Annotated in this window: 19 protein-coding genes; 11 read left to right on the top strand and 8 right to left on the bottom strand. The window is 74.2% G+C overall.

Annotated elements, in window-relative coordinates:
• Nucleotides 1–2: 2 nt before the first annotated feature.
• From G9H72_RS11495 to G9H72_RS11465, 7 genes are all read right to left on the bottom strand, one after another.
• Nucleotides 3–929, bottom strand: coding sequence for a right-handed parallel beta-helix repeat-containing protein (locus G9H72_RS11495; protein ID WP_166171061.1), 927 nt, complete (start codon nt 927–929; stop codon nt 3–5).
• Between the two features lie 65 nt (nt 930–994).
• On the bottom strand, nt 995–2,374 hold the full coding sequence (locus tag G9H72_RS20970; RefSeq protein ID WP_196791072.1) for a right-handed parallel beta-helix repeat-containing protein: 1,380 nt from the start codon (nt 2,372–2,374) through the stop codon (nt 995–997).
• A gap of 270 nt (nt 2,375–2,644) precedes the next feature.
• Complete coding sequence (locus tag G9H72_RS11485) at nt 2,645–4,054, bottom strand: right-handed parallel beta-helix repeat-containing protein (protein WP_166170618.1); 1,410 nt, start codon at nt 4,052–4,054, stop codon at nt 2,645–2,647.
• 210 nt (nt 4,055–4,264) lie between these two features.
• Nucleotides 4,265–4,840, bottom strand: a complete 576-nt coding sequence (locus tag G9H72_RS11480; RefSeq protein WP_166171234.1) for a class I SAM-dependent methyltransferase — start codon at nt 4,838–4,840, stop codon at nt 4,265–4,267.
• An 89-nt stretch (nt 4,841–4,929) separates the two neighbouring features.
• On the bottom strand, nt 4,930–5,586 hold the full coding sequence (locus tag G9H72_RS11475) for a methyltransferase domain-containing protein (RefSeq protein ID WP_331272213.1): 657 nt from the start codon (nt 5,584–5,586) through the stop codon (nt 4,930–4,932).
• A 37-nt stretch (nt 5,587–5,623) separates the two neighbouring features.
• Nucleotides 5,624–6,943 (bottom strand): Coenzyme F420 hydrogenase/dehydrogenase, beta subunit C-terminal domain, encoded by a 1,320-nt coding sequence (locus G9H72_RS11470; RefSeq protein ID WP_331272212.1) that lies wholly within the window; start codon nt 6,941–6,943, stop codon nt 5,624–5,626.
• Nucleotides 6,940–8,271, bottom strand: a complete 1,332-nt coding sequence (locus G9H72_RS11465) for a polysaccharide pyruvyl transferase family protein (protein ID WP_166171059.1) — start codon at nt 8,269–8,271, stop codon at nt 6,940–6,942. The genes G9H72_RS11470 and G9H72_RS11465 overlap by 4 nt, the downstream gene beginning before the upstream one ends.
• Nucleotides 8,272–8,474: 203 nt before the next feature.
• Here G9H72_RS11465 and G9H72_RS11460 point away from each other — a divergent pair, with 203 nt between their 5' ends.
• The 4 genes from G9H72_RS11460 to G9H72_RS11445 all read left to right on the top strand — a co-directional run bounded on the left by G9H72_RS11460 (nt 8,475) and on the right by G9H72_RS11445 (nt 12,763).
• Nucleotides 8,475–9,248 carry a YveK family protein gene (locus G9H72_RS11460; RefSeq protein ID WP_166171057.1) on the top strand — a complete coding sequence of 258 codons (774 nt, stop codon included), beginning with the start codon at nt 8,475–8,477 and terminating at the stop codon, nt 9,246–9,248.
• Between the two features lie 41 nt (nt 9,249–9,289).
• Nucleotides 9,290–10,678, top strand: coding sequence for an O-antigen ligase family protein (locus tag G9H72_RS11455; RefSeq protein ID WP_166171055.1), 1,389 nt, complete (start codon nt 9,290–9,292; stop codon nt 10,676–10,678).
• Nucleotides 10,675–11,532, top strand: coding sequence for a glycosyltransferase family A protein (locus tag G9H72_RS11450; RefSeq protein ID WP_231126802.1), 858 nt, complete (start codon nt 10,675–10,677; stop codon nt 11,530–11,532). Before G9H72_RS11455 ends, G9H72_RS11450 begins: the two co-directional genes overlap by 4 nt.
• Nucleotides 11,533–11,593: 61 nt before the next feature.
• Nucleotides 11,594–12,763 carry a nucleotidyltransferase domain-containing protein gene (locus G9H72_RS11445; protein ID WP_166171053.1) on the top strand — a complete coding sequence of 390 codons (1,170 nt, stop codon included), beginning with the start codon at nt 11,594–11,596 and terminating at the stop codon, nt 12,761–12,763.
• Nucleotides 12,764–12,859: 96 nt separating this feature from the next.
• Here G9H72_RS11445 and G9H72_RS11440 read toward each other — a convergent pair whose 3' ends face one another.
• On the bottom strand, nt 12,860–14,047 hold the full coding sequence (locus G9H72_RS11440) for a glycosyltransferase family 4 protein (protein ID WP_166171051.1): 1,188 nt from the start codon (nt 14,045–14,047) through the stop codon (nt 12,860–12,862).
• 800 nt (nt 14,048–14,847) lie between these two features.
• Here G9H72_RS11440 and G9H72_RS11435 point away from each other — a divergent pair.
• The 7 genes from G9H72_RS11435 (at nt 14,848) to G9H72_RS11405 (ending at nt 23,189) form a co-directional block, all read left to right on the top strand.
• Nucleotides 14,848–16,371: a sugar ABC transporter ATP-binding protein gene (locus G9H72_RS11435; protein ID WP_166171049.1), complete on the top strand. Its 1,524-nt coding sequence runs from the start codon at nt 14,848–14,850 to the stop codon at nt 16,369–16,371.
• Entirely contained in the window at nt 16,368–17,441 is a 1,074-nt protein-coding gene (locus G9H72_RS11430; protein ID WP_331272211.1) for an ABC transporter permease, read from the top strand. Before G9H72_RS11435 ends, G9H72_RS11430 begins: the two co-directional genes overlap by 4 nt.
• A 99-nt stretch (nt 17,442–17,540) precedes the next feature.
• Nucleotides 17,541–18,614: a substrate-binding domain-containing protein gene (locus tag G9H72_RS11425; protein ID WP_166171047.1), complete on the top strand. Its 1,074-nt coding sequence runs from the start codon at nt 17,541–17,543 to the stop codon at nt 18,612–18,614.
• Nucleotides 18,615–18,848: 234 nt separating this feature from the next.
• Entirely contained in the window at nt 18,849–20,003 is a 1,155-nt protein-coding gene (locus tag G9H72_RS11420) for a Gfo/Idh/MocA family protein (RefSeq protein ID WP_166171224.1), read from the top strand.
• Nucleotides 20,004–20,374: 371 nt separating this feature from the next.
• A complete protein-coding gene (locus tag G9H72_RS11415; RefSeq protein ID WP_331272209.1) occupies nt 20,375–21,526 on the top strand; it encodes an inositol-3-phosphate synthase in 1,152 nt (383 codons plus the stop codon).
• Between the two features lie 5 nt (nt 21,527–21,531).
• A complete protein-coding gene (locus tag G9H72_RS11410; RefSeq protein WP_166171222.1) occupies nt 21,532–22,398 on the top strand; it encodes an SCO3242 family prenyltransferase in 867 nt (288 codons plus the stop codon).
• Complete coding sequence (locus G9H72_RS11405; RefSeq protein WP_196791071.1) at nt 22,395–23,189, top strand: EboA domain-containing protein; 795 nt, start codon at nt 22,395–22,397, stop codon at nt 23,187–23,189. The genes G9H72_RS11410 and G9H72_RS11405 overlap by 4 nt, the downstream gene beginning before the upstream one ends.
• Nucleotides 23,190–23,191 lie beyond the last annotated feature (2 nt).

Genomic DNA, 23,191 nt, shown 5'->3' with positions numbered 1-23,191 from the left:
GCTCAGCCCTTGCCCGTCTTGCCCGGGACCTCGGCGCCGGACGCCAGCCTGTTGCCCTCCCACACGGTCCCTTCCGGGATCGCGACCCGCGGCCCGTAGCGGAAGTCGCCGCCGAACACGTTGTGCCGGAACACCACGCCGGACACGCTCTTCGCGTCGCTGTCACCGAGGTAGACGGTGTAGTTGCCGCCGTTGAGGTAGTTGTCCTCCACCCGGACGTCGGTCACGCTGCGCTCGGAGCCCGCGCTGATGATGTACGCCGCATTCATGAAGTCGCCATCGGTGAACACGTCGATGGTGTTGCGCCGGATGACGATGCCGTTGCCACGGATGCTCTGGATGCCGTCGTTGTGCGTGCCGGGCTTGCGGGCCAGGCTGTGGATCCAGGAGTCCTCGATGACCGAGGAGTCGCCGGCCCGGACGCCGTCGACGGTGTTGTGCACGTTGACCCGCCGCAGGGTGAAGCGGGCGAAGCCGATGCCGATGCTCGTGACGCCCATCCCGTCGATCTCGGTGTCCTCGAGCAGCAACCGGTCCACGCCGTCGTCCGCGCGCACGGCCGGCAGGTCGTCGGCGTCGCAGCGGATCCGTGACCGCTTGACCGTGACGTCGTCGGCCTTGATGCGCAGGCACCCCAGGTCGAGGCCGTCGAGGACCGTCCCGGGCGCGGTGACGTCGACGATGTCACTCGGGCGCAGCGTGACGTCGGCCGGCACTCCGGTGTTGTCCGGGCCCGGCCGTCCGGCGGGCCGCGGCGCGGAGGGGGGCAGCGGCTTCGCGGAGGCGCTGGGCGCGCCGCCGTCACCGCCGGCCACGACGTCGGGGTCGTCGCGCAGCAGGAACACGCCCGCGACGACGCCGGCCCCGAGCAGGAACGCGACGATCGCGACTCCGCCCAGGAGCAGCCCCGGTCCCCGCCCCTGCTGCACGCTGCCCTCCCGTCGTTGGGATCTCGCAGGTCCAACCTACGAGAGGGGCGGCCCGTGCCGAGGGGCTACCGCACCGGCAGCCCCGTGTCGTGCCACACGTTCGTCCGGTCCCAGTCGGTCTCGGCCGTCACCGCGGAGTAGGCGCCGTAGCGGAAGTCGCGGCCGAAGCGGTTGCCGCGCAGCACGACGCCGGTGACCGGGTGGGACCCCCCGGCCCCGAGGTAGACGGTGAAGTTGCCGCCGTTGAGGTAGTTGCGCTCGAGCAGCACTCCGTCCACCGGCCCGCCGCTGGCTCCGGCACTGATGATGAAGGCCGCGTTGTGCGGGTCCTTGTCGTCGGCGTCATAGGGCAGCAGCGTGTTGTGCCGGAGCACGATGTTGCTGCCCTTGAGGGTCTGCACGGTGTCGTTGTGCGAGCCCGGCGTGCGGGCCAGGTCGTGCAGGTACGACTCCTCGACCAGCACGTCCCCGTCGGCGCGCACGCCGTCCACCGCGTCGTGCAGGTTCACCCGGCGCAGCGTGTAGCTGTTGCAGCAGATGCCGACGCCGGCGGTGCCGTTGCCGTCGATCTCGGAGTCCTCGATGATCAGCCCGGCGTAGCCGGAGTAGAGCCGTACCGCGTAGTTCGACGAGCCGTTCGTCATCCGGCTGCGGCGGATGGTGACGTTGTCCGCGCGGATCGTGACGGCCCCGGTGATGTCCAGCGCGTCGATGACGGTGCCGTCCTTCGTCACCGTGAGGCCGCCCGTGACTCTGGTGAGCACCGTCCCGGCAGGCACCCCGGTGGTCGACGCGTTCGGGAAGCCCGACGGGACACCCGAGTACGCGGGGGACGGGGTCGGAGTGGGGGTCGGGGCCGGCGTCGGGGCGGGCGTGGGAGTCGGTGAGGGGACGGGGATCGGAGCCGGCGTGGGCTTCGGGGAGGGCGCTGGTGTCGGTGCTGGTGTCGGTGCTGGTGTCGGCTTGGGGGCCCCGCCACTGCTCGGCGCGTTGACGACGTCCGGCGCGACGGTGAGGGTCGCGGTCTCGACGACCTTCTTCCCCTTGACGGTCAGCACGACGGTGACGGTGTGCGCCCCGGCGGCCAGTGAGCGCAGGTCCCACGGCTTGGGGTTCGGCGTGCCGCCCCCGAGGTCCCAGGGGGCGCTGTCCTCGACCTGGTCCGGGGCGCCCCTGCGGCCGGGGTCGTCGATCCAGAACGAGGCGGCGGTGACGGAGCTCGATCCGGGGACGAAGACGTACACCTTGCCCCGGAGCTTCGCGCCGTGCAGCGGCACGGCCCCCGATCGGTCGGCGTCGAGGCTCACCTTGAGGTACGGCGTGGCTGCGGTGGCCCCGCGCCCGCCGAGCCCGGCTCCAGCCGCGCCGGCGACCAGGGCGAGCGCGGTGGCGAGGAGCAGCAGGAGGCGCGGGCGGGACGAGGGCGCGAGGGCGTGGCGGGGCATGGTCTGGTCTCCGCAGAGGTCGGCCGTGCTCGAGAGGTCCGGGCGCATCGGCGGCCCGTCCCCCCCGGACGCGGGTGCACGACCGCCGCAGGTGCGCAACCGCCGGCTCGCCGGTCGGGCGCCGATGCCGGCAACCTAGTGCGGAGGCGCGGGAGGTGTCACCCGAACGGAGGATTCTTCATGCCGTCGCCATCCCGCGGCTCGAGGGACCGGCGAGGCCCGGCCTCCCCGGGTCGGGCGAGGCCGGGCCGCATCGCTGCGTGCGCGGGGTCAGCGCACCGGCAGGTTGGTGTCGTTCCAGACGTTCGTGGCGTCGAACGTGGTGTCCGCGCCGAGGGCCGTGACCGGCCCGAAGCGGAAGTTGCGGCCGAACCGGTTCCCGCGGACGGTGACGTCGGTGACCGGGTGGACGCCGCCCTTGCCCAGGTAGAGCGTGTAGTTGCCGCCGTTGACGTAGTTCTTCTCGAGCAGCACGTCGTCCACCGCGCCGCCGCTCGTGCCGGCGCTGATGATGAAGGCGGCGTTGTGCGGGTCGCCCGCAGCCGCGTCGTACGGCAGCAGGGTGTTGCGCCGGATCACGATGTTGCTGCCCTTGAGGGTCTGGATGGTGTCGTTGTGCGAGCCGGGCGTGCGGGCGAGGTCGTGGATCCAGCTGTCCTCGACGACCACGTTGCCGTCGGCCCGGACGCCGTCGACGGAGTTGTGCAGGTTGACCCGGCGCAGGGTGAACTTGTTGCAGCAGATGCCGACGGACGCGTTGCCGTTGCCGTTGATCTCGGTGTCCTCGACGACCAGGCCGGAGAAGCCGGAGAAGAGGCGCACCGGGTAGTTGGCCCCGCCGTTGACGATGCGGCTGCGGCGGATGGTCACGTTGTTCGCCTTGACGTTGATCGAGCCGGAGACGTCGAGGGCGTCGATCACGGTGCCGGCCTTCGTGACGGTGATCCCGCCGCTCTTGGTGAGCTTGGTGCCCTTCGGCACGCCCGTGTTCGACGCGCTGGGGTAGCCGGCGGGCACCACCGCGGCCGCGGCGAGGGACTCCACGGCCGTCGTCGGCGCGGCGGGGGGCACGGAGGCGGCGGGCACGGAGGCGGCGGGCGCGGACGCCGCGGGCGCGGACGCCGCGGGCGCGGACGCTGTGGGAGCCGAGGCGCCTGCCGGAGCCGGGGCGGGGGCCGCCGGCACGGCGGGGGCCGGGGCGGCCGGCGCCGGCGCGGCCGGAGCGGCGGGCACCGGGGACACGACCGTGACGGACGCGGTCTCGGTGACCTCCTTGCCGTCCACCGAGAAGCGAACCGTGATGGTGTGCTGCCCCGAGGGGAACGAGCGCAGGTCCCAGGGCTTGGCGGTCGCCGCCCCGCCCTCGAGGTCCCACGGAGCGCTGCTCTCGACCTGCGCGGGCTTGCCCTTCGCCGCCGGGTCGTCGACCCAGAAGGAGGCGGTGGTGCCCCCGGCCACCACCGGCACGAACACGTAGACCTTGCCCGTCAGCGTCCGGCCGTCGAGCGGCACCCCCCCACTGCGGTCAGCGCTCGTGCTGACCTGCAGGTACGTCGACGCGGCGGCGGCGGGCGCCGCCGGCGTCGTGACGAGCGCGGCCGCCACCACCGGGAGCGTCACCGCGACGGCCACGGAACGGCTGCTCGTTCCGGGCAGGGACGGGCGGGGGAAGCGGGTCATGACAGGGTCTCCGAACGGGCGCTGGCTGGATTCGATGCCAGGTGCATCGGGGCCCGCGGCCTTGTCCCTGAATTCCTCGACGCACTTCTCACTCGTCCGGACTATTGCTGGGGATTGCTCGATGTGATCCAATCGCGACCCGGCCCTGAATGTTGGGCCGAACGGGTCGGCAGGTTGTGCCGGGCGTCATACGCCCGAGATCCTGCGGGGCTAGGCGCGCACCGCGACGATGGACTTGATCAGCCCAGCGATCCGCTCGGTACGGACCTGTGAGCCGGGAAAGTAGTGCCGCAGCTCGGTGATGCTGGAGAGCTCGACACCGAGGGCGTCGCGCACGGCACTGCGGTCGTCGCCCGGGCGGGTGTGCACCAGGGGCCAGTTCCGGGCGATCTTCGCCTTTGCCGCCAGAGGCAGGAACTGCATTCCGGGGAACAGCCAGTGCGGCTCCACGGGGAAATAGCGGTACGGAGTCTGCACCCAGTGGCGCGGGGCGAGCGCGTGCACCGACTCCGCGAATCGCAGACGCCTGTCGTGGCCCCCGACGTGCTCCAGGACCGAGTTCGAGAAGACCACGTCGAAGGACCGGCCGCGCAGGTGGGCGGGCAGGTCGCAGGCGTCGCCGTGCTCGACGCGAAGCCAGCCCTCCTGCGGCAGCTCGGGCTGCCGCTCGAGGTTGAGCACGAGCACGCTGCGCGGCCGGACCGGCGCGGACGCCCAGGTGGACGTGCGCCCGCCGAGGTCGACGACGTCCATCTCGGCCAGGTCCGGGAAGCACTCGCGGACCATCTGCGCCCGCCGGCTGCGGGCCCGCTCCCCGAGCGAGCCCGGCCCCTCGACGAGCCGGCGCCGGACCGCGCCCCCGATGCCAGCCCCGCTCACGCGTCGACCTCCGCCTGCGGGCGCCGGGCCACGACCCAGGTGGCGACCGGCCACGTGGGCGAGTTCTTCGTCGCTGCCCAGTGCAGCGGGTGCCGGGGCGACCGCGGCACCGGCGTCTTGCGCAGCCCAAGGCCCGCGACCAGCCAGACGTACGGGTTCCCCCAGCCCCCGCACTCGACCACCTCGGCCCGGTCCCCGACCATCAAGGCGAGCGCCTCGGGCGTGAAGCGCCAGAAGTCCCCGGGCCAGGCGTGGACGGGGTTGATGAAGCAGGTCGTGTGGACGGCCACCCCGCCCGGGCGCAGCACCCGCAGCGTCTCGGCCATCGCGGTGAAGGGGTTGCCCTCGATGTGCTCGAACACCTGGTCGCTGACGACGTAGTCGAAGCTGCCGTCGGCATAGGGCAAGGAAAGGATGTTTACTTCGGGGTAGTCAGCTTCAGTAATCTTGGTCTCGCCCAAGCCGAGCACTCCGCAGAGCTGCGTGGAGCGGCTGATCGAGAGGGTCCTCGCCCCCGCAGCGGGGCGCAGCCCGCGCCCGACCTCAGCCAGCCGGTCGTACATGACGAACCGGGTGATGTGAGCGCCGCGCTCCGTGCCGCGGGAGCTGAGCTCCACGGCACGGCGGGCCATCGGCTTCACGAGCTTGCGCACGGGGTCTCCCAGGGCGGTGGTGCGGAGCGGGACGAGATCAGGAGGCGTCGGTGCGCTGCCGTGGCGGCGCGCTCTCCGACACCGTCGCCGGCCGGCGCATGCCCCGGGCCCGGATGCGACGGGCCGTGCCGACGAACGACCGGGCCTTGTCCCGCGGCGTCAGGTCCCGCAGCCACGAGCGGAACGCGGGCATGTGCCGGTAGCGCGGCGCGGGCAAGCCGAGCAGGCGCATCGTCGCGATGCGCCCCCACACCGCGCCCCGGGTGCGCACGAGATTGGGCTGGCTGCGCGGCAGCACGTCGTTGGCCACGCGCTCGAGCACCAGCGCCCCCGACGCCCGTGCGGCTGCGACCGCCCGCCGGCCGCGCTCGGTGCGCACGACGACGAGGCTGCGCCCCGGCTCCCCGGGCTCGACCTCGCGGTACCACGGGTCACCCACGGACACGTCCGCGAACTCGCCGGTGTGGTCCAGGCACACGTGGCACCGCCACTGCCGGTGGCGCTGGAGCACGGCACCCCAGGAGTCCGCGTAGGAGAAGCTCGCTTCGTACTTCTCGCCGTCGCGGGTGCCCACGGCTACGGCCTCGCCGGGCCAGCCGTTGCCGCGGTAGCGGATCGACTCCACGTCCTGCGGCTGTGCGAACCCCATCCGCTGCACGAGCTCCAGCGTGCCCGCCGTGGACGGGGTGCCCGCGCAGAAGACGCCGATGGTCAGCGCCACCCCCTCGCGCAGCCCCGGCCGCTCCGTCGCCGCCTTCGCCGCCCCGGCCACGTCGCACGGCTTGCCGATGAACACGTAGGGCGCCGCACCGGATGTGCCGGCGCGGTCGGCGGCCGCCAGGCCGTCGCACGGGCTCGCCGGGGCGTAGCGCGACCCGGCGCGGGCGAGCACCTCGTCCCGGGAGGTGCTGATCACGGTCTCGTTGAGCAGCGGGGCGTCGGCCCGGGCAGCGGTGTGGATCACGCCCGCGGCACCGCCGGACTCGACCAGATGAAGGGCGAGGGCGCTGGCGGCGCCGCCGCTGGAGCCGGCGTAGCGCAGCTCGGGGTCGCCGGCGTACCCCTCCCAGATCTCCAGGACCGGGCCCCAGCCGGGCAGCAGGCCCGGGTCGGCATTTGCCGGCACGGCCTGCGGGTCGTGGGCGAGCGCCGCCCCCGGGCAGGCGCGCAGCGCCGCTCGGGTCGACGAGGACGAGGCGGGCAGCAGCTGGAGCGGCCGGCGGCCCGCGGCGAGGTCGTCGACCATGCGCACCGCATCGGGGGAGACGAAGGCACACGTGCCGCACCCGGAGCAGAGCCGCCCCTCGGCGACCTCGGTGATGTCGCGGGGCGCCCGCGCGGGGAGCCGTCGGCTCACGCGCCGCCGTCCGTGCGCGCCGAGGAGCCGTCGCGCCCGCTCTCGACCACGCCGACCACCTCCTCCATCTGCCGTGCCGCCCGGTCGACGACCTGCTGGACCGACCGTGCCAGGCCGGCCCGGGCGCTGTCCCGCGCTTCCCAGGACTCGATCAGCGCGTCCAGGGCGGCCCCGTCGTCCACCCGGCGGGCGTCCACGACGCCGGCCTGCGCCCCGCAGGACGCGAAGACCCCCCGGAACTTCATGCTGTACGCCAGCGCCGCCGTCGGCACACCCGACGACAGCGCCCCGATCGTCGCGTGCATGCGCGCGCCGGTGAACCAGGACGAGCGCGAGATCACCCACTTGGCCTGCGTCGCGTCCACCTCGCCGGTGACCACGTGGACGCGCTCGCGCAGGCGAGCGGGAAGCTGCGCGGCCAGGTGCAGGCAGGCACCGGTGTCGGACTCGAGCGGCGCGTCGGGGCCGACCAGGTGCGCCGGGCCGAGCACGTGCGGCACGAGCAGCACGCGCGCGCCGGAGGCGCAGAGCCGCTCGACGAGCGCCCGCGTGAGGGCCGGGTAGTCGACGGTCAGGCCGTAGCGCGCGGCGGCGCCGGGGTCGTTGGAGAGCAGGCCGCTGACGTTCACCCCGGCCACCGGCGCGTCGTCGGCGGCGACGAAGCGGTCGACCGCGTCGGCGATCGCGGCCGGGGGGCGGCGTACCGGCAGCGCGAACGCCATGTCCACGCCCAGCCGGTGCCGGGCGGGGTCGAAGGCGTCCCCCAGCAGGTCGCGCAGCGCGTCGAGGCTGTCCTCGTCACGGGCCCAGGCCGCACGCGCGGCGCGCACGATGCCCGCCGCCTCGGCACGCATGGCCGGGTCGGGGAAGGGGCCGTACGTCTGCGGCAGCAGCACCAGTGGCCGCCCGGCCTCCAGCGCCAGCTGCTTGGGCAGCGCCACCGTGCGGAAGCGGGAAGGGCCGTACGTCCCGGCGAAGCTGTCGCCGCCGCTCACGTCGAGCACCGCGTCGGCCCCGCGGACGAGGCGGGCTCCGACGCTGCCCACCCCACCCATGCGCACGGCCAGCCGCATCCGGGCGTAGCTCTCCGGCCGGTCCAGCCGCCGGCTGTTGCGCGCCCCGCACAGCCGGTACGCCGCGCTGCGCCCGTCGCGCAGCTGCAGCGTCGCGGGCCGGACGCCCCAGCCGTCGTCGAAGGCCACCAGCCGGGCCTCCGGGCGCCGCTCGAGCACGCCGTGCAGCAGCGAGAGCCGGAGGGCGCCGACGCCGAGGTTGTAGGCGGTGCCGGGCGTGCCGAACAGGCAGGCGCGCAGCGGGCCTTCGGTCACGGGCAGCACCTCGGCGGGCAGGGCGCGAGCACGTCGGCTGCGGCGCCGTCGGGGAGCGGGGCGGGCGGCGGGGCCGCCGCGGCCTCGCCGCGGACGCCGGGATGGGCCCGGCCGGGGGAAAGTACCAGAGGAACGACTCCCCGGGCCGGGCGCGGATGGCACGCTGTTCGTCGTACCGACAAGCAGTGCTCGAGGAGGAACGCGTGGACCTGTGGCAGTTGACGGTTCTCGTGCTGCGCAGGTGGTACGTCGCTCTCCCGATCGCGTTCCTCGCCGTGGTCGCGGCGGCCCTCGCCGGCAGCCGGATCCAGCCCGAGTACGCGACCACGGCGCAGGTGCAGGTCACCCCGCCGAACGTCACCCTCGTCGGAGGGATCGGCGCGCTCGCCCCGGACGAGTCCGGCGACGAGGTGCAGGAAGTGACCATCAACCCGTTCCTCTCCGGCGGCGCCCAGACCATGGCGCAGACGATGGCCACCGTCATGGGCAGCGAGCGCGTCCGGCTCGAGCTCGCGGCCGGCGGCGGCACCGGCGGCTACACGGTCAAGGCCGTCACGCGGTCCCCGTTCCTCCAGGTCAACGTCGTCGCCGACAGCGCGGGGCGGGCCAGCCGCACCACCGAGCTGTTCGGCCAGGTGCTGCGCCGCGAGCTCGTCGACCTCCAGCAGGAGGCGGGCTCGCCCGAGATCCAGTTCTTCGAGGTCACCGACCTCGCGGTGGGGGAGACCCCGAGCGCGGGCAAGGACGGCCTGCGCAAGGTGCAGGCGATCGTGCTCGGAGTGGGCCTGGCCCTCGCCGTCGGCTGCGCGCTGGCCGTCGAGGGAGCCCACCGCACGCGGGCCCAGCGCCTCGCCCGCCGGCGCGCGCTCGCCGGCCTCGGGCCGGAGCCGGAGGCCCCCGGCGCCCGCGAGGACGGCGACGGGGAGGCCCGGTCGGTCGTCCTGCCGCGCCGGCCGCACGCGGGGTCGAGGCACTGAGCGGGCCCTCCCCCGCCGGGCCGCTGCTCGCCCCCCGCCCGGTGCCGCCGCCCGGCGTGCCGGGCGACGTGCCGGGCGGTGGCCGGGCACAGCTGCGCTCGGCGACGGACGCGGGCGTCGTCGTCGGCCTCCTCGTCCTGCTGCTGTACGCCTTCCCGCCCCGGCTCGTCGTCGCCGGGCTCGGCGCCGCCGGCCGGCCCGCGCTGCTGCTCGGCTTCGGCCTGTTCGCCTGGTGGTGCGCGATGCGGCTGGTGCCGGGGCTCGCGAGCCGGGGCCGGCAGCCGGTCCGCTGGGGGCTCGCGGCGTACCTGCTCGCCTATGTCCTGTCCTATGCGGCGGCCTACGACCGCGGGCTCGACGGCGTCGAGGGGCGCAGCGCCGACCGCGGCCTGCTCGTCACCATCGCCCTCGTCGGCACTGCGCTGGTCGTCGCGGACGGGGTCCCCACCCGCCGCTCGCTGGACCGGCTGCTGCGCACGCTGGTCCTCGCCGCCGCGGGCATGTCCGTCGTCGGCGCCCTCCAGCACCTGGCCGGCTTCGACCTGACCCGGCACATCGCCGTGCCCGGGCTCGCCCGCAACGGCGACCTCATCGGCATCGGGGCACGCGGCTCCGGTGACCTCTCCCGGGTCGCCGGCACGGCCGGGCACTACATCGAGTTCGGCGTGCTGCTCGGGATGGTGCTGCCCATCGCCCTGCACTACGCGCTGTTCGCCCAGGGGCGGGCCGAGCGCCGCTGGCGCTGGCTGCTGGCGCTCGTCATCGGGGTGGGAGTGCCCTTCTCCATCTCCCGGTCCGCGGTTCTCGCCCTGCTCGTCGGGCTGGTCGTCGTCATGGCGCCGTGGCGGCTGCGCGCGCAGGCCAACCTCGCGATCGGGGCGCTGATCGCCCTGGTCGCGGTGCGCGCCACGCAGCCGGGGCTGCTCGGCACGATCCGCTCCCTCTTCACGAACGCCTCCACGGACCCCAGCATCCAGAACCGCACGAGCGACTACGCCGCCGTCTCCGGCTACATCTCCGAGCGGCCCTGGCTCGGCCGCGGCCAGGGGACGTTCCTGCCCGACCGGTACGTGCTGCTCGACAACCAGCTGCTGGGCACGCTCGTCAGCGGAGGGGCTCTCGGCCTGCTCGCGCTGCTCGCGCTCTTCGCGCTCGCGTTCAGCCTGTCCCGGCGGGCACGCCGGCAGGGGGCCGACGAGCAGGCCTGCTCGCTGGGCCAGGCGCTCGCCGCCGCGGTCGCCGTGGGCCTGGTCGCCTCCGCGACCTTCGACTCGCTGGGGTTCACGACGTTCGCGATGACGCTGTTCGTCGTCATCGGGGCGTCGGGGGCGCTCTGGCGGCTGGCCCAGGAGCCGGGGCCCGGCGCCACCGGGCGCACGCGCCCCCTGATGCGGGAGGCGGCGGGGCGGGCGGGGGTGACCGCCGCATGAGCGGGCGGGCGCTGCGTTCGGTCGACATCCTGATGATCACGTACAACAGCGCGGACTACGTCTCGCTCTCGCTGCCGCGCCTGCTCGACTCGTGCGACGAGCACGCGCGGGTCTGGCTGTGGCACAACGGGGACGACGAGGCGACGCTCGAGGCCGTCCGTCCCTTCGCCGCCGACCCGCGCGTGCACCGCTTCCACCACAGCCGCGACAACGTCCGGCTGCGCACGCCCACCAACTGGCTGTGGGACGCCAGCGACGCCGACTTCGTCAGCAAGGTGGACGACGACTGCCTCGTCGCGCCCGACTGGCTCGAGCGGCTGCGCCGGCCCTACGCGGACTTCACCGGGTTCGGCGCCCTGGGGTCGTGGCGGTTCCCCGACGAGGACTTCGTGCCCGAGCTCGCCGAGCGCAAGATCCAGGCCTTCCCGGGCGGCCACCGCGTGCTGCGCAACCACTGGGTCCAGGGCAGCGGCTACCTGCTGCCGCGCGCGCTCGTCACCGCGCAGGGCCTGCTCGCCGAGGGGCAGTCGTTCACGCAGTACTGCCTGGCGCTGGCCCGCCGCGGGGCCGTCTCCGGCTGGAGCTTCCCCTTCGTGCGCGAGGACCACATGGACGACCCGCGCTCCCCGCACACGCTCTTCCGCAGCGACGCCGACTTCCTGCGCCGCCGTCCGCTGAGCGCCCAGGCCCTCGGGGTGACGCGGCTGGCCGACTGGGAGGCGCAGATGCGCGACTCCGCGCGCACGGCCCAGACGGCCTCCCTCGACCTGCGGGACTACTCGCCGTGGCGCGCCAGGCGCCGGGCGCTGACCCGGCGCGTACGCCGCGCCCTCGGCGCTCGGGCGCGCTGGTGAGAGGCCGGCGGTGAGGCCGGCACTCTCGGCACGGCCGGCACGGCCGGCACGGCCGGCGCCGGTGGCCGTCGTCGTCGGCGCGCTGCGCTGCGCGCTCGGCGCGGCGGGCCAGGAGCCGGCCCTGCGCTCGGCCGTCGAGCAGCTGGGCCCTGCCGGCCGGGCCGAGGTGCTGACCCGCGCCCGGCACCACCGGGTGGGGCCGATGGTGCGGGCCGGCCTGCTCGCCGGTGCGCCGGGGGGCGCGACGTCGGCCCTCGTCGAGGGCCTGCGCGCCCAGCACCTGGCTGCCCGGGCCGGGCACGTGCGGGCGGTGCACGACCTCGGGCTCGTGGCCGAAGCCCTCGACGGGGCGGGCCTGGCCTGGGCCGCCCTGAAGGGCCCGGTGCTGGCGGCCTCCGTCTACCCGCGCGAGGACTTCCGCCCGTACGGCGACATCGACGTGCTCGTCGACCCCGCGGCCCTGGGCCGTGCGCTGGCCGTCCTCGAGGGCGCGGGTTTCGTCGTGCTCGACCGCAACTGGCGGCTGCTGCGCGAGCGCGTGCTGGGCGAGCTGCACCTGCAGGCCCCCGGCGGGTCCACGGTGGACCTGCACTGGCAGCTGGTGAACCGGCCGGAGGTCCGGGCGCGCTTCCGGCTGCCGACCGGCCCGCTGCTCGACCGCGCCCGGCGGGTGGACGTGGCCGGGCAGCACGTGCCGGTCCTCGACCCCGTCGACACGCTCGTCCACCTGTGCGTGCACGCGGGCATCGCGGGCGGGGACCGGCTGCTGTGGCTGGCCGACATCTCCCTCGCCGCGCGGGCCGTGCCCGACCTGGGCCTGGTGCTGGACCGCGCCCGGCACGCCGCGGCCGACAGCATGGTCGCGCTGATGCTGCGGCGGGCCGACCGGCTCCTCCCCATCCCCGGCGTGCACCGCGTCATCCCGCTGCTGCAGCCGTCCCTGCCCCTGCGCGTGGCCCTCGGCGGGGTCGACCGGCTCAGCCCGGTGCAGCGGGTGCGCCGCGCCGGGTCGCTGGCGCGTACGACGGCCCGGGCCGTCGACCGGACCTTGCACGGCACCCTCGTCCACGCTGGGGCCTTCCTGCGCGGGCGGGCCCTCGACCGGCTGCGCCCGCCGGCGGGGCAGCTGAGCGGCCCCCGGTCGGTGCTTCACCCGGCCGGAGGTGCGGCCGACCGCGACGCCTTCTTCGAACGGGTCGTCGAGGCCGAGCTGCGCGAGCTGCACCGCTGACCGGAGGGTCCGGCAAAGCGCTTCGCTGATCGTTGCTTCACCAGTAGTGGCGCGTCCCTGCTCCGCTGCTGGCCGTGGCCCTGCCCCAGCCCGCGGTCAGGCCAGGGCCGAGCGGTAGTGCCCGGTCACGACCCGGCCCGCGGCGTCCCACGTGAGCTCGTCGCGGCGGGCCGAGGCGGCGCCGGACAGGGCGTGCAGCCGTGCCCGGTCGGTCGTCAGCAGGTCCAGGTGGCGCACGAGCGCGGCCTCGTCCCCGGGGGCGTGCACCAGGCCCGAGACCCCGTCCTCGAGGTGGGCGCCCGCGGCCGCGCTGACCAGCGGCACGACCCCCGCGGCCTGCGCCTCGTAGGTCACGAGCGCGCTGCCCTCCTCGAAGGACGGCAGCAGGAGGACATCGGACTCGGCGAGCAGGCCGGAGACGTCCTGAACCGGCCCGACGGCCCGCACCCCGGGGGCGCTCAGCTGGGCCCCGAGCGCCTCGGCGTAGCCCGGGACGAACGCGCCCGCCACCGTGAGGGTCCCCTCCGCCGCGGCCTGTGAGGCGAACCAGGCCCGCAGCGCCACGTGGAGCCCCTTGCGCGGCTCGCACCGGCCGAGGAACACCGCGCGCAGCCCGCCCACGCGCGGGGCCCGCGGCCCGCGGAGCGGGATGCGCTCGGGGTCGAACCCGTAGCGGTGCCGGGCCAGCAGCCCCTGGGCCACTCCACGCTCGAGGAAGGTCTGCGCGACGAACTCGCTCGGCACGAGCAGCCGGGCGGCGGCCGCGTACTCCCGCTCCTCCCGGCGCAGCCGGCCGGCGGCGAAGGTGTGCGAGTGCCCGGGCGGCGTGGGCAGGCCGAGCTCCGCGTTGAGCCGGGCGACGACGGTGTACGCGTGCTCGGTATGGCAGTTCGGCACTTCACGGAAGCCGGGAACGCCGAACGTTCGTGCGGCGGTGAGAGTGCGCAGGGACCCCAGCGGCCAGGCGTGCACGACGTCGAAGGCGGGCCTGGAGCGCAGGAGCGCCGCCGTGACGGCGTCGTGGTAGGCCAGCGCGCGCTCGACGCCACCAAGCGCCCGGTGGGGGAGGCGCAGCCGGCCGGCGGAGAGCGTCCGCACGACCCGCACCCCGTCCGGCACGGCCCGCTGCGTCGCGGTCGTGACGAGCGTGACGGCGTGGCCCTGCCGGGCGAGGGCGGTGACCTGGCCGTACGCCGTGCTGCCGATCCCCGGCGCTCCCCAGGTGTGCGGGAAGCTGTAGAGGACGCGCAGGCGGGAGCCGTCGTCCCCGGCGCGCTGCTGCACGCCCCCATCCTCGCGTACCGCGCTGCGGTCGGCCCCGGGGGCGTCCGCGGGCCACCCGGACGGGCGCTCCTCAGCACGGACGGTTTCGTTTAGGCAGGAAACTTTCCTTGACCCGGGCACCCGACGTCGTTACGTTCCGCTGTGCGCCCGGCCGGTGCCGCAGGGCCGCCCGGCAACGGCGTCGCGGGCGCCGTCGCGGCCATGCCCGCGGCGCGCACGGCGGCCGCAAGATGCGAGGAGGCATCGACGCAGCAGGCAGGAGCACTGCCGGAGGGTCCGGGCGGCACGTCCGGAGCGCGCCGCATACCGAGTCGGTCACGAAGTCGGCGACTCGACCGCCCGCACCGGCGGGCGTCAGGTAGTCAGTTACATATAGACGCAGCACCACGGGTGCCGGCACAGCGCTCGCCGGCCCCACCAGCCCCACCAGTCCGACCAGCCGTCCCGAGGTGCCGACAGGTGCCTTCGGCGGGCGGGGACGGCGGATGAGCGCGCGCCGACCGCGCGCGGTTCTCCACCGTCAGGTCGTTCGGATGAGGCACCATGGCGGAAGCGCGGGGTTGTGACGCAGGCCACGTTGCGGTGCGCCCGGCGAGCGTGCTGGGCCGGACGGGGGTCGCTCCAAACCCCGGTCTACAACATCGTTGTAACGAAGGACTTTTGCAGGGACGGAAGCTCTTGACAGTCGCTGCGAACAAAGCAAGGTTGACCTGCGACGTAAGTCCGACCAGATCGTGGAAGAGGGAGACCGGCATGCGACAGCCGCGGTGCTGCAGGCCTCAGAGGGTGCAGGTGTGGGCATGACGGCTCCGCTGCTGCGGATGAAGGGCATCGTCAAGATCTTCCCGGGCGTGCGCGCCCTCGACGGGGTCGACCTGGAGGTGCTGCCCGGCGAGGTGCACTGCCTGCTCGGCCAGAACGGCGCGGGGAAGTCGACGCTCATCAAGACCCTGGCCGGCGCCCACACGCCGGAGGAGGGGACGATCGAGTGGCAGGGCAAGGAGGTCACGCTCTCCAGCCCCGTCGCTGCGATCAACACGGGCATCGCCACGATGTACCAGGAGCTCGACCTGATCCCCGGCCTCTCGGTCGCGGAGAACATCTGGCTCGGGCACGAGCCCTCGACGGTCGGCTTCTCCAAGCGCGGCTCCGAGCGGTCCACGGCCCGGGAGATGCTCAAGCGGCTCGGCCACCCCGAGATCCCCGTCAACCGTGAGGTCGGCCGGCTCTCGGCCGCGGGCCAGCAGATCGTGAGCATGGCGCGGGCGCTGTCCCACGACGCCAAGCTCATCATCATGGACGAGCCGTCCGCGGTCCTCGACCAGGACGAGGTGGAGAACCTCTTCCGCACCATCCGCGACCTCAGCGCCTCGGGCGTGGCCGTGGTCTACATCTCCCACCGTCTCGAGGAGATCCGCGAGATCGGCGACCGGATCACGGTCATCAAGGACGGCCGCACCGTCGCGGTCAACCTGCCGGCCAAGACGACGCCGACCGACGACGTGGTCCGCCTCATGACCGGCCGCTCGGTCGAGTACGCCTTCCCGCCCCGGCAGGCCGGCACCCCGCTGACCGAGCGCAAGGAGCTCCTCCGCGTCGAGGGCCTGACCCGCAAGGGCGAGTTCAACAACGTCTCGTTCTCGGTGCGGGCCGGTGAGATCGTCGGCCTCGCAGGGCTCGTGGGCGCCGGGCGCTCGGAGATCCTCGAGACCATCTACGGCGCGCGCGCCCAGGACAGCGGCACGGTCGTCTTCGACGGCAAGACCCTGCGCCCGGGCAACGTCCCCGCGGCGGTGAAGCTCGGCATGGGCCTTGCGCCCGAGGAGCGCAAGAGCCAGGCACTCTTCCTCGACCACCCCGTGGCGCACAACATCTCCGCGGCGACGCTCAAGCGCTACTCCAAGCTCGGCTGGCTCGACCGCCGGCGCGAGCTCAAGGACGCCGCCGAGCAGTCGACCGCGCTGGAGCTGCGCCCGGCGGGCCCGATGCGGCCGGTGCGCAACCTGTCCGGTGGCAACCAGCAGAAGGCCGTCGTCGGCCGCTGGCTGCTCAAGGGCTGCCGCCTGCTCCTGCTCGACGAGCCCACCCGAGGCGTCGACATCGGCGCCCGGGCCGAGCTCTACGCTCTGGTCCGCCGTCTCGCCGACTCCGGCGTCGGCGTCCTCCTCGTCTCCAGCGAGGTCCCCGAGGTCCTGGGCCTCGCAGACCGTGTGCTGGTCATCCGCGAGGGCCACATCGTGCGCGAGGCACCCGCGACCGAGCTCGACGAACACAAGGTGCTCGACCTTGTCATGGCCGGAACTTTGGAAGGAGCCCTCAAGTGAGGGAGCAACTGACCCCCCGCAACGAAGACCTCGGCGCCGCCGCCGGGGCGCCGGTCGCGGACGAGCACGCCCGCGTCGAGCGTGCGGCTGCCGAGTCGACTGCTCCCAAGTCTGCGTTCGCCCGTCTCGCGGACAGCAGCGCCGGGCGCAACAGCGGGCTGGTGCTCGCGCTCGTGGTCATCTGCGCCATCGGGCTCATCACCAAGGGCGACACCTTCGCGACCACGAACAACGTCTGGACCATCCTGCGCCTCGCCGCCGTCGGCGGCGTGATCAGCGTCGGCATGACCTTCGTCATCATCGCCGGAGGCATCGACCTCTCGGTGGGCGCCATCGTCGCGCTCGCCTCGGTGTGGGCGACGACCACGGGCACGCAGGACATCGGCACCTTCGGCATCATCTTCACCTCGATCGTCGTCGCCACGGCCTGCGGCGTCATCAACGGCGTGCTCATCGCCTACGGCAAGGTGGTCGCGTTCATCGCGACGCTCGCGGGCCTGGCGACCTACCGCGGACTGGCCGAGAACCTCTCCGACCGCAAGACCCAGTCGATCGACACGCCCTCGGGCTTCCTCGACTTCTTCGGCGCGGAGCCGGGCGGCATCCCGGTGCTCGTCATCATGTTCGCCGTCGTCGCGGTCCTCGGCTGGCTGCTGCTCAACCGCACGACCTTCGGCCGGCGCACGTTCGCGATCGGCGGCAACCCCGAGGCCGCGCGCCTGGCCGGCATCAACGTCAAGCGCCAGACGGTCATGCTCTACGCGCTGCTCGGCTTCCTCTGCGGCATCGCGACGATCATGATCCTGGCCCGCACCTCGGCCGGGACGAGCACGCACGGCAACCTCTACGAGCTCGACGCCATCGCGGCCGTCGTGATCGGCGGCACGCTGCTCAGCGGCGGTCGCGGCACCATCGTGGGCACGGTGTTCGGCGTCCTGATCTTCCAGACGCTCAACAACATCTTCACCCTCAACAACCTCACGACCTCGACGCAGGCCGTGGCGAAGGGCCTGATCATCGTGGCGGCGGTGCTCCTGCAGCAGCGCGTCGCGAAGACGTCCCGCAGTTAGCACCGCACCAGCTCCACCCGAACGTTCCACTCCGCCCAGGGACACCTGGACGTCTTCCAGCACAGCCCATTTCGCGGCTCTCACAGGAGAGAGAACATCATGAGCAAGGACGAGCAGATCAGCCGTGCCCTCGGGCGTCGCGGCTTCCTCTTCGGGGGCGCCGCGATCGGGGCCGGCGTGGTCCTCACCGCCTGCACCAACAGCTCGGACGACGAGGAGAACGACGTGAGCGGCCTCGTCGCCGCCCCGTCGTCGCAGGCGTCCGACGCGCCCGGCACCCCGGTCACGATCGGCTTCTCGGCCCCCGCCGCCGACCACGGCTGGATGGCTGCCATCACGACCTACGCCCGCGAGCAGGCGGAGGCCTTCCCCGAGGTGACGTTCAACGCCACCGAGGGCACCAACGACGTCAACCTGCAGATCTCGCAGGTCGAGACGCTCATCAACGACCAGGTCGACGTCCTCGTCATCCTCCCGCACGACGGCAAGGCGCTCACCGAGATCGGCCGCAAGGCGACCCAGGCCGGCATCCCGGTCATCAACCTGGACCGCGAGTTCTCGGACGCGCTGGCCTACCGCCTGTTCATCGCCGGCAACAACTACGGCATGGGCGTCGCGGCGGGCAACTTCATCGCCGAGCAGATGAAGGCCAAGGGCGTCAGCAACCCGGTCATCGGCGAGATCCCCGGCATCGACTCGCTCCCGCTGACCCAGGAGCGCAGCCAGGGCTTCAAGGACGCCCTGGCGGCGGCCGGCCTCAAGCTCGGCCCGCGTGTGCCGGCCGAGTTCACCGTCGAGTCCGGCGAGCGCGCCGCCTCGAACCTGCTCCAGGCCGCGCCCAAGCTCGACGCCGTGTGGAACCACGACGACGACCAGGGCATCGGTGTGCTCCAGGCGGTCAAGAACGCCGGCCGCGACGAGTTCATCATGGTCGGTGGCGCGGGCTCCGGCACCGCCGTCAAGGACATCGCGGCCGACAACACGGTCCTCAAGGCCACGGTGACCTACAGCCCCTCGATGTCGGCGTCCGCCATCCGCCTGGCGCGCGCCATCGGCCAGGGCAAGGGCATGAGCGACCTGGTCGAGCACGAGGTCCCCTCGCGGATCATCCTCACCTCCGAGACGATCACCAAGGAGAACGCGGCCGACTACAAGTTCGGCTTCGCCTCCTGACCTTTCGGGGCTCCGGGGCCATGCGCCCTGCACCCTGAACGGCAGTCCCTGCGGAGGCCGGGCCAGCACCGGCGCTGGCCCGGCCCCGCAGTCCGCCGGACGTCCATCCACTCCCGATCCCGGGGGTGGGAGGACGCAGCTCGGGCACGCCCCGTGCACTCCTCCGAACCTGACAACGATGTATGAACGGACCGGTCAGTGACGATCGCAGGCAAGCCGACGCTCGGTGTCGGCATGGTGGGCTACGCCTTCATGGGGGCCACGCACTCGCACGCGTGGCGCACCGTCGGTCGAGTGTTCGACCTCCCGCTCGTCCCGCGCATGGTCGCGCTCGCCGGTCGCAACGAGGCCAACGCCCGCGCGGCCGCCGACCGGCTCGGGTGGGAGTCGGTCGAGACCGACTGGCGCGCCCTCGTCGCGCGTGACGACGTGCAGCTGGTCGACATCGTGACGCCCGGCGACAGCCACGCGGAGATCGCGATCGCGGCTCTCGAGGCCGGCAAGCACGTCCTCTGCGAGAAGCCCCTCGCCAACACCGTGGAGGAGGCCGAGGCGATGACCGCCGCGGCCGAGCGCGCCGCCGCGCGCGGCGTCCGCGCCATGGTCGGCTTCAGCTACCGCCGGGTCCCCGCGATCACCTTCGCCCGTGACCTCGTGCAGTCGGGCCGGCTGGGGACGATCCACCACGTGCGTGCCCAGTACCTCCAGGACTGGATCGTCGACCCCGAGTTCCCGCTGGTGTGGCGTCTGCAGAAGGAGCACGCCGGGTCCGGCTCGCTCGGTGACCTCGGCGCGCACATCATCGACATGGCGCAGTTCATCACCGGTGACCGCATCACCGGCGTCTCCGGCCTGACCGAGACCTTCGTCAAGGAGCGCCCGCTGCCCAGCGCGTCCAGCGGGCTGAGCGCCTCGGGCAGCAGCGAGCGGGGGCAGGTCACGGTCGACGACGCCGCGCTGTTCCTGGCCCGGTTCGGAGGCGGCGCCGTCGGCTCGTTCGAGGCGACCCGCTTCGCGTCGGGGCGCAAGAACGCGATGCGCATCGAGATCAACGGCTCCGCCGGCAGCATCGCCTTCGACTTCGAGTCGATGAACGAACTGCAGTTCCACGATCACTCGCTGGAGGCCGACAGCGCCGGCTTCCGCCGGATCCTCGTGACCGAGCCGAGCCACCCGTACATGGATGCGTGGTGGCCGCCGGGCCACATCATCGGCTACGAGCACACCTTCATCCACCAGGCCCGCGACCTGCTGACCGACATCGCCACGTCCCAGGCCCCGACCCCGTCCTTCGCCGACGGGCTCCAGGTCCAGCGTGTGCTCGAGGCGGTCGAGACCAGCGCGGCGTCCGAGAGCCGCTGGACCGCGGTGGACGCGGCGGCAGGCTGAGCTCCGCGCCGGGACGTCGGCCTCGAGCCCCGTCCCGGCGCGGCCCCAACGTTCGACGCGCCCCCTCGCCCCGACACGGCTTCGGCCCGCGGGACGAGGGGGCGCTGTGGCTCGGGCCGAGCAGAGCCGCCGCTCGCCCGAGCCGCTCGCCGGACCTGCGCCGCCGGTTGCGATCGATCGGCGGAAACAGAACCGAACGACTGCGCGTCATGTGACCCGCAACGCAAGATCGGATCGTCGGCTGCGCGGCACGGCCCGCCGCAGCCGGACAGCAGAAGGGAGCGCCCGATGACGCTCAACAGCGCTCCAGGCAGAACACGGGGTATCTGTCCGGGAGCTTCGAGGACTACGGCAGTTCCGAGGAGGACGTGGTGAGCACCGGACTGTGGCTTGTAGGCGCGCGGGGGTCGGTGGCGACCACTGCGATGGTCGGCGCCCTCGCGGTGCGGGCAGGGCTGGCCGCACGCAACGGCTTGGTGACGGGAGGCCGGGTCTTCGAGGAGGCCGGCCTGCCCGCTCTGGAAGGGTTCGTCTTCGGCGGCCACGACGTCGTGTCGCTGCCGCTGGCCAAGCGCGCCGAGGCCCTCGCGCAGGGAGGTGTCGTCCCTCGCCACCTGCCGGCGGTCCTGGCCGACGAGCTGGAGCAGATCGACGCGCGCATCCGGCCCGGTGGGCGGCGCGAGGGCGAGACGCAGGCGGGCCATGCGGCCCGGCTGGCCGATGACATCCGGGCCTTCGGCGAGGCGACCGGCGTGGACCGCGTCGTCGTCCTCAACGTCGCCTCCACGGAGCCGCCCGCCGAGCCGCACCCCGCGCACGCCTCGCTCGCGGCGCTCGAGGCGGCCCTCGCCGAGGGCGCGGGCGTGCTGCCCATCAGCTCGCTCTACGCCTACGCCGCCTTCCGGGCCGGTGCCTCCTTCGTCGACTTCACGCCCTCGACGGGTGCCCGCCTCCCCGCGCTGACCGAGCTCGCCGCGCAGGAGGGGCTGCCGTTCGCGGGCAGCGACGGCAAGACGGGGGAGACGCTCGTCAAGTCCGCCCTCGCCCCGATGTTCCAGACCCGCGAGCTGCACGTGCAGTCGTGGGTCGGGATGAACATCCTCGGCGGCGGGGACGGGGCGACCCTCGCCGACCCGCACGCCGTGCTGAGCAAGACCCGGAGCAAGGGGCGCAGCGTCGCGGAGACCCTGGGGTACGAGGTGGTTGCCCCGGTCCACATCGACAACGTGCCGGACATGGGCGAGTGGAAGACGGCCTGGGACCACATCGCCTTCGAGGGCTTCCTCGGCGTCCGCATGACGATGCAGTTCACCTGGCAGGGGTGCGACTCGGCGCTCGCGGCGCCGCTCGTGCTCGACCTGGCCCGGCTGGTGGCCCGGGCGGCGCAGGCGGGGGAGTCCGGCCCGCTGCCCGCCCTCGCCTTCTTCTTCAAGGACCCGGTCGGCTCCACGGAGCACCGGCTCGCGACCCAGTACGACCAGCTGGTCGAGTGGGCCCGCGGGCTCGCCCGGCGGTCGGCGTGACCTCCCTGCGCGACCTCGCCGAGCTGGTCCGGCTGCCGGCCGCGCTGACGGTGCCCGGCGACTCGGTCGCCGGGGCCGCCGCGGCCGGCTGGCCGCTCGGCCGGCGCACCGCAGCGCTGCCCGTGGCGTCGGCCTGCCTCTACTGGGCCGGCATGGCGCTCAACGACTACTCCGACCGCGAGCTCGACGCCGTCGAGCGCCCTGAGCGGCCCATCCCCTCCGGACGGGTGACCCCGGGGCAGGCGCTCGCCGTCGCGACCGGGCTCACGGGCCTCGGCCTGGCCGCGGCAGCCTGCGCCGGGCGTCCCGCGCTGCGGGTCGCGGTCCCGCTCGCGGCGACCGTCTGGGCGTACGACCTGCTCCTCAAGCCCACCCCCGCCGGCCCGCTCGCGATGGGCACCGCCCGGGCGCTCGACGTGCTGCTCGGCGCCGGCGGCGCGCGTGCGGCCCTGCCCGCCGCGCTCAGCGTCGGGGGCCACACGCTCGCCGTCACGCAGCTGAGCCGGGACGAGGTGAGCGGCTCGAGCTCGGCGGCGGTCCCCGCCGCGGCCCTGGCGTCGACGGCGCTCGTCGCACTGGCCACCGCGGCCGGGCCCGTGGCGCCGGGCCGGCCGCGGGCGCGCGCCGCCTACCGGCTCGCCGCGGTGGCCGGCGCGGGCACCTACGCCGCGACCGTGGGCAAGCGGGACCTCGCCGCCGTCCAGGATCCCTCCGCGGCCACGGTCCGGCGTGCTGTGGGCGCCGGCATCCACGGCATGATGCCCCTGCAGGCTGCGCTCGCCGCCCGGAGCGGTGCGCTCGCAGCCGCCCTGCCCGTGGCCGCGATCTTCCCCTTGGCCCGCGCCCTCTCGCGGAAGGTGTCCCCGACATGAGCCAGTCCCAGACCCCCGCCGACGGCGTCCGCGTCGACGCGCCGGCGCTCGAGGCCGCCGTGACGGGCGCGCTGGACGGCCTCGACGAGAAGCAGGCCGGCTGGCTGGCCGACGCGCGGGCGAAGGTGTCGGCCGACCCGCGGGCCGTGGCGGCGCTCTTCCCGGCCGTGCGCCGCTCCTGCGGGGGCGGCCCCGTCGCGAGCACCGCGCCCGAGGTCGCCGGGTGGACCGTCGACGACGCGGCCCGCTCGCTGCTGCTGCTGGACCTGTCGCGCTCGGCAGCGGGGGCCGACGAGCTGGCCCGCGAGGTGCAGGACCTCTACACCTATGGCGACGCCGCCGAGCGCCGCGGCGTCCTCCGGGCGCTGCCGCTGCTCGACCCGGTGCTGGGCGACCGGGCGCTGCCGGTCGTGACGGACGCGCTGCGCACCAACGACACCCGCATCGTCGGAGCCGCCGTCGGACCGTACGCCGCGGCCCACCTCGACGCGGACATGTTCCGGCAGGCCGTGCTCAAGTGCGTCTTCGTCGGCGTCCCGCTCGCCTCCTTCAGCGGGCTGCAGGAGCGTGCCGACGCCGAGCTGGCCCGCATGCTCGCCGACTTCGCCCATGAGCGGATCGCCGCCGGCCGTGACGTGCCCGCCGACATCTGGCTCGTCCTCGACCGCTACCCCGACGCCGTCGACACGGCCGGGCTGCGCGAGGAGCTCTCGTCCCCCGTCCCCGAGCGCCGCGCCGCCGCGGAGCGGGCGCTGGCCGGCCACACCGCCGCCTCCGCCCAGGAAGGCTGACC

Origin of the sequence: Motilibacter aurantiacus (assembly GCF_011250645.1) — a bacterium.
Lineage (GTDB): Bacteria > Actinomycetota > Actinomycetes > Motilibacterales > Motilibacteraceae > Motilibacter_A > Motilibacter_A aurantiacus.
The sequence above is the reverse complement of the archived record's forward strand: the minus strand, read 5'-3'. Positions and strand labels throughout refer to the sequence as shown.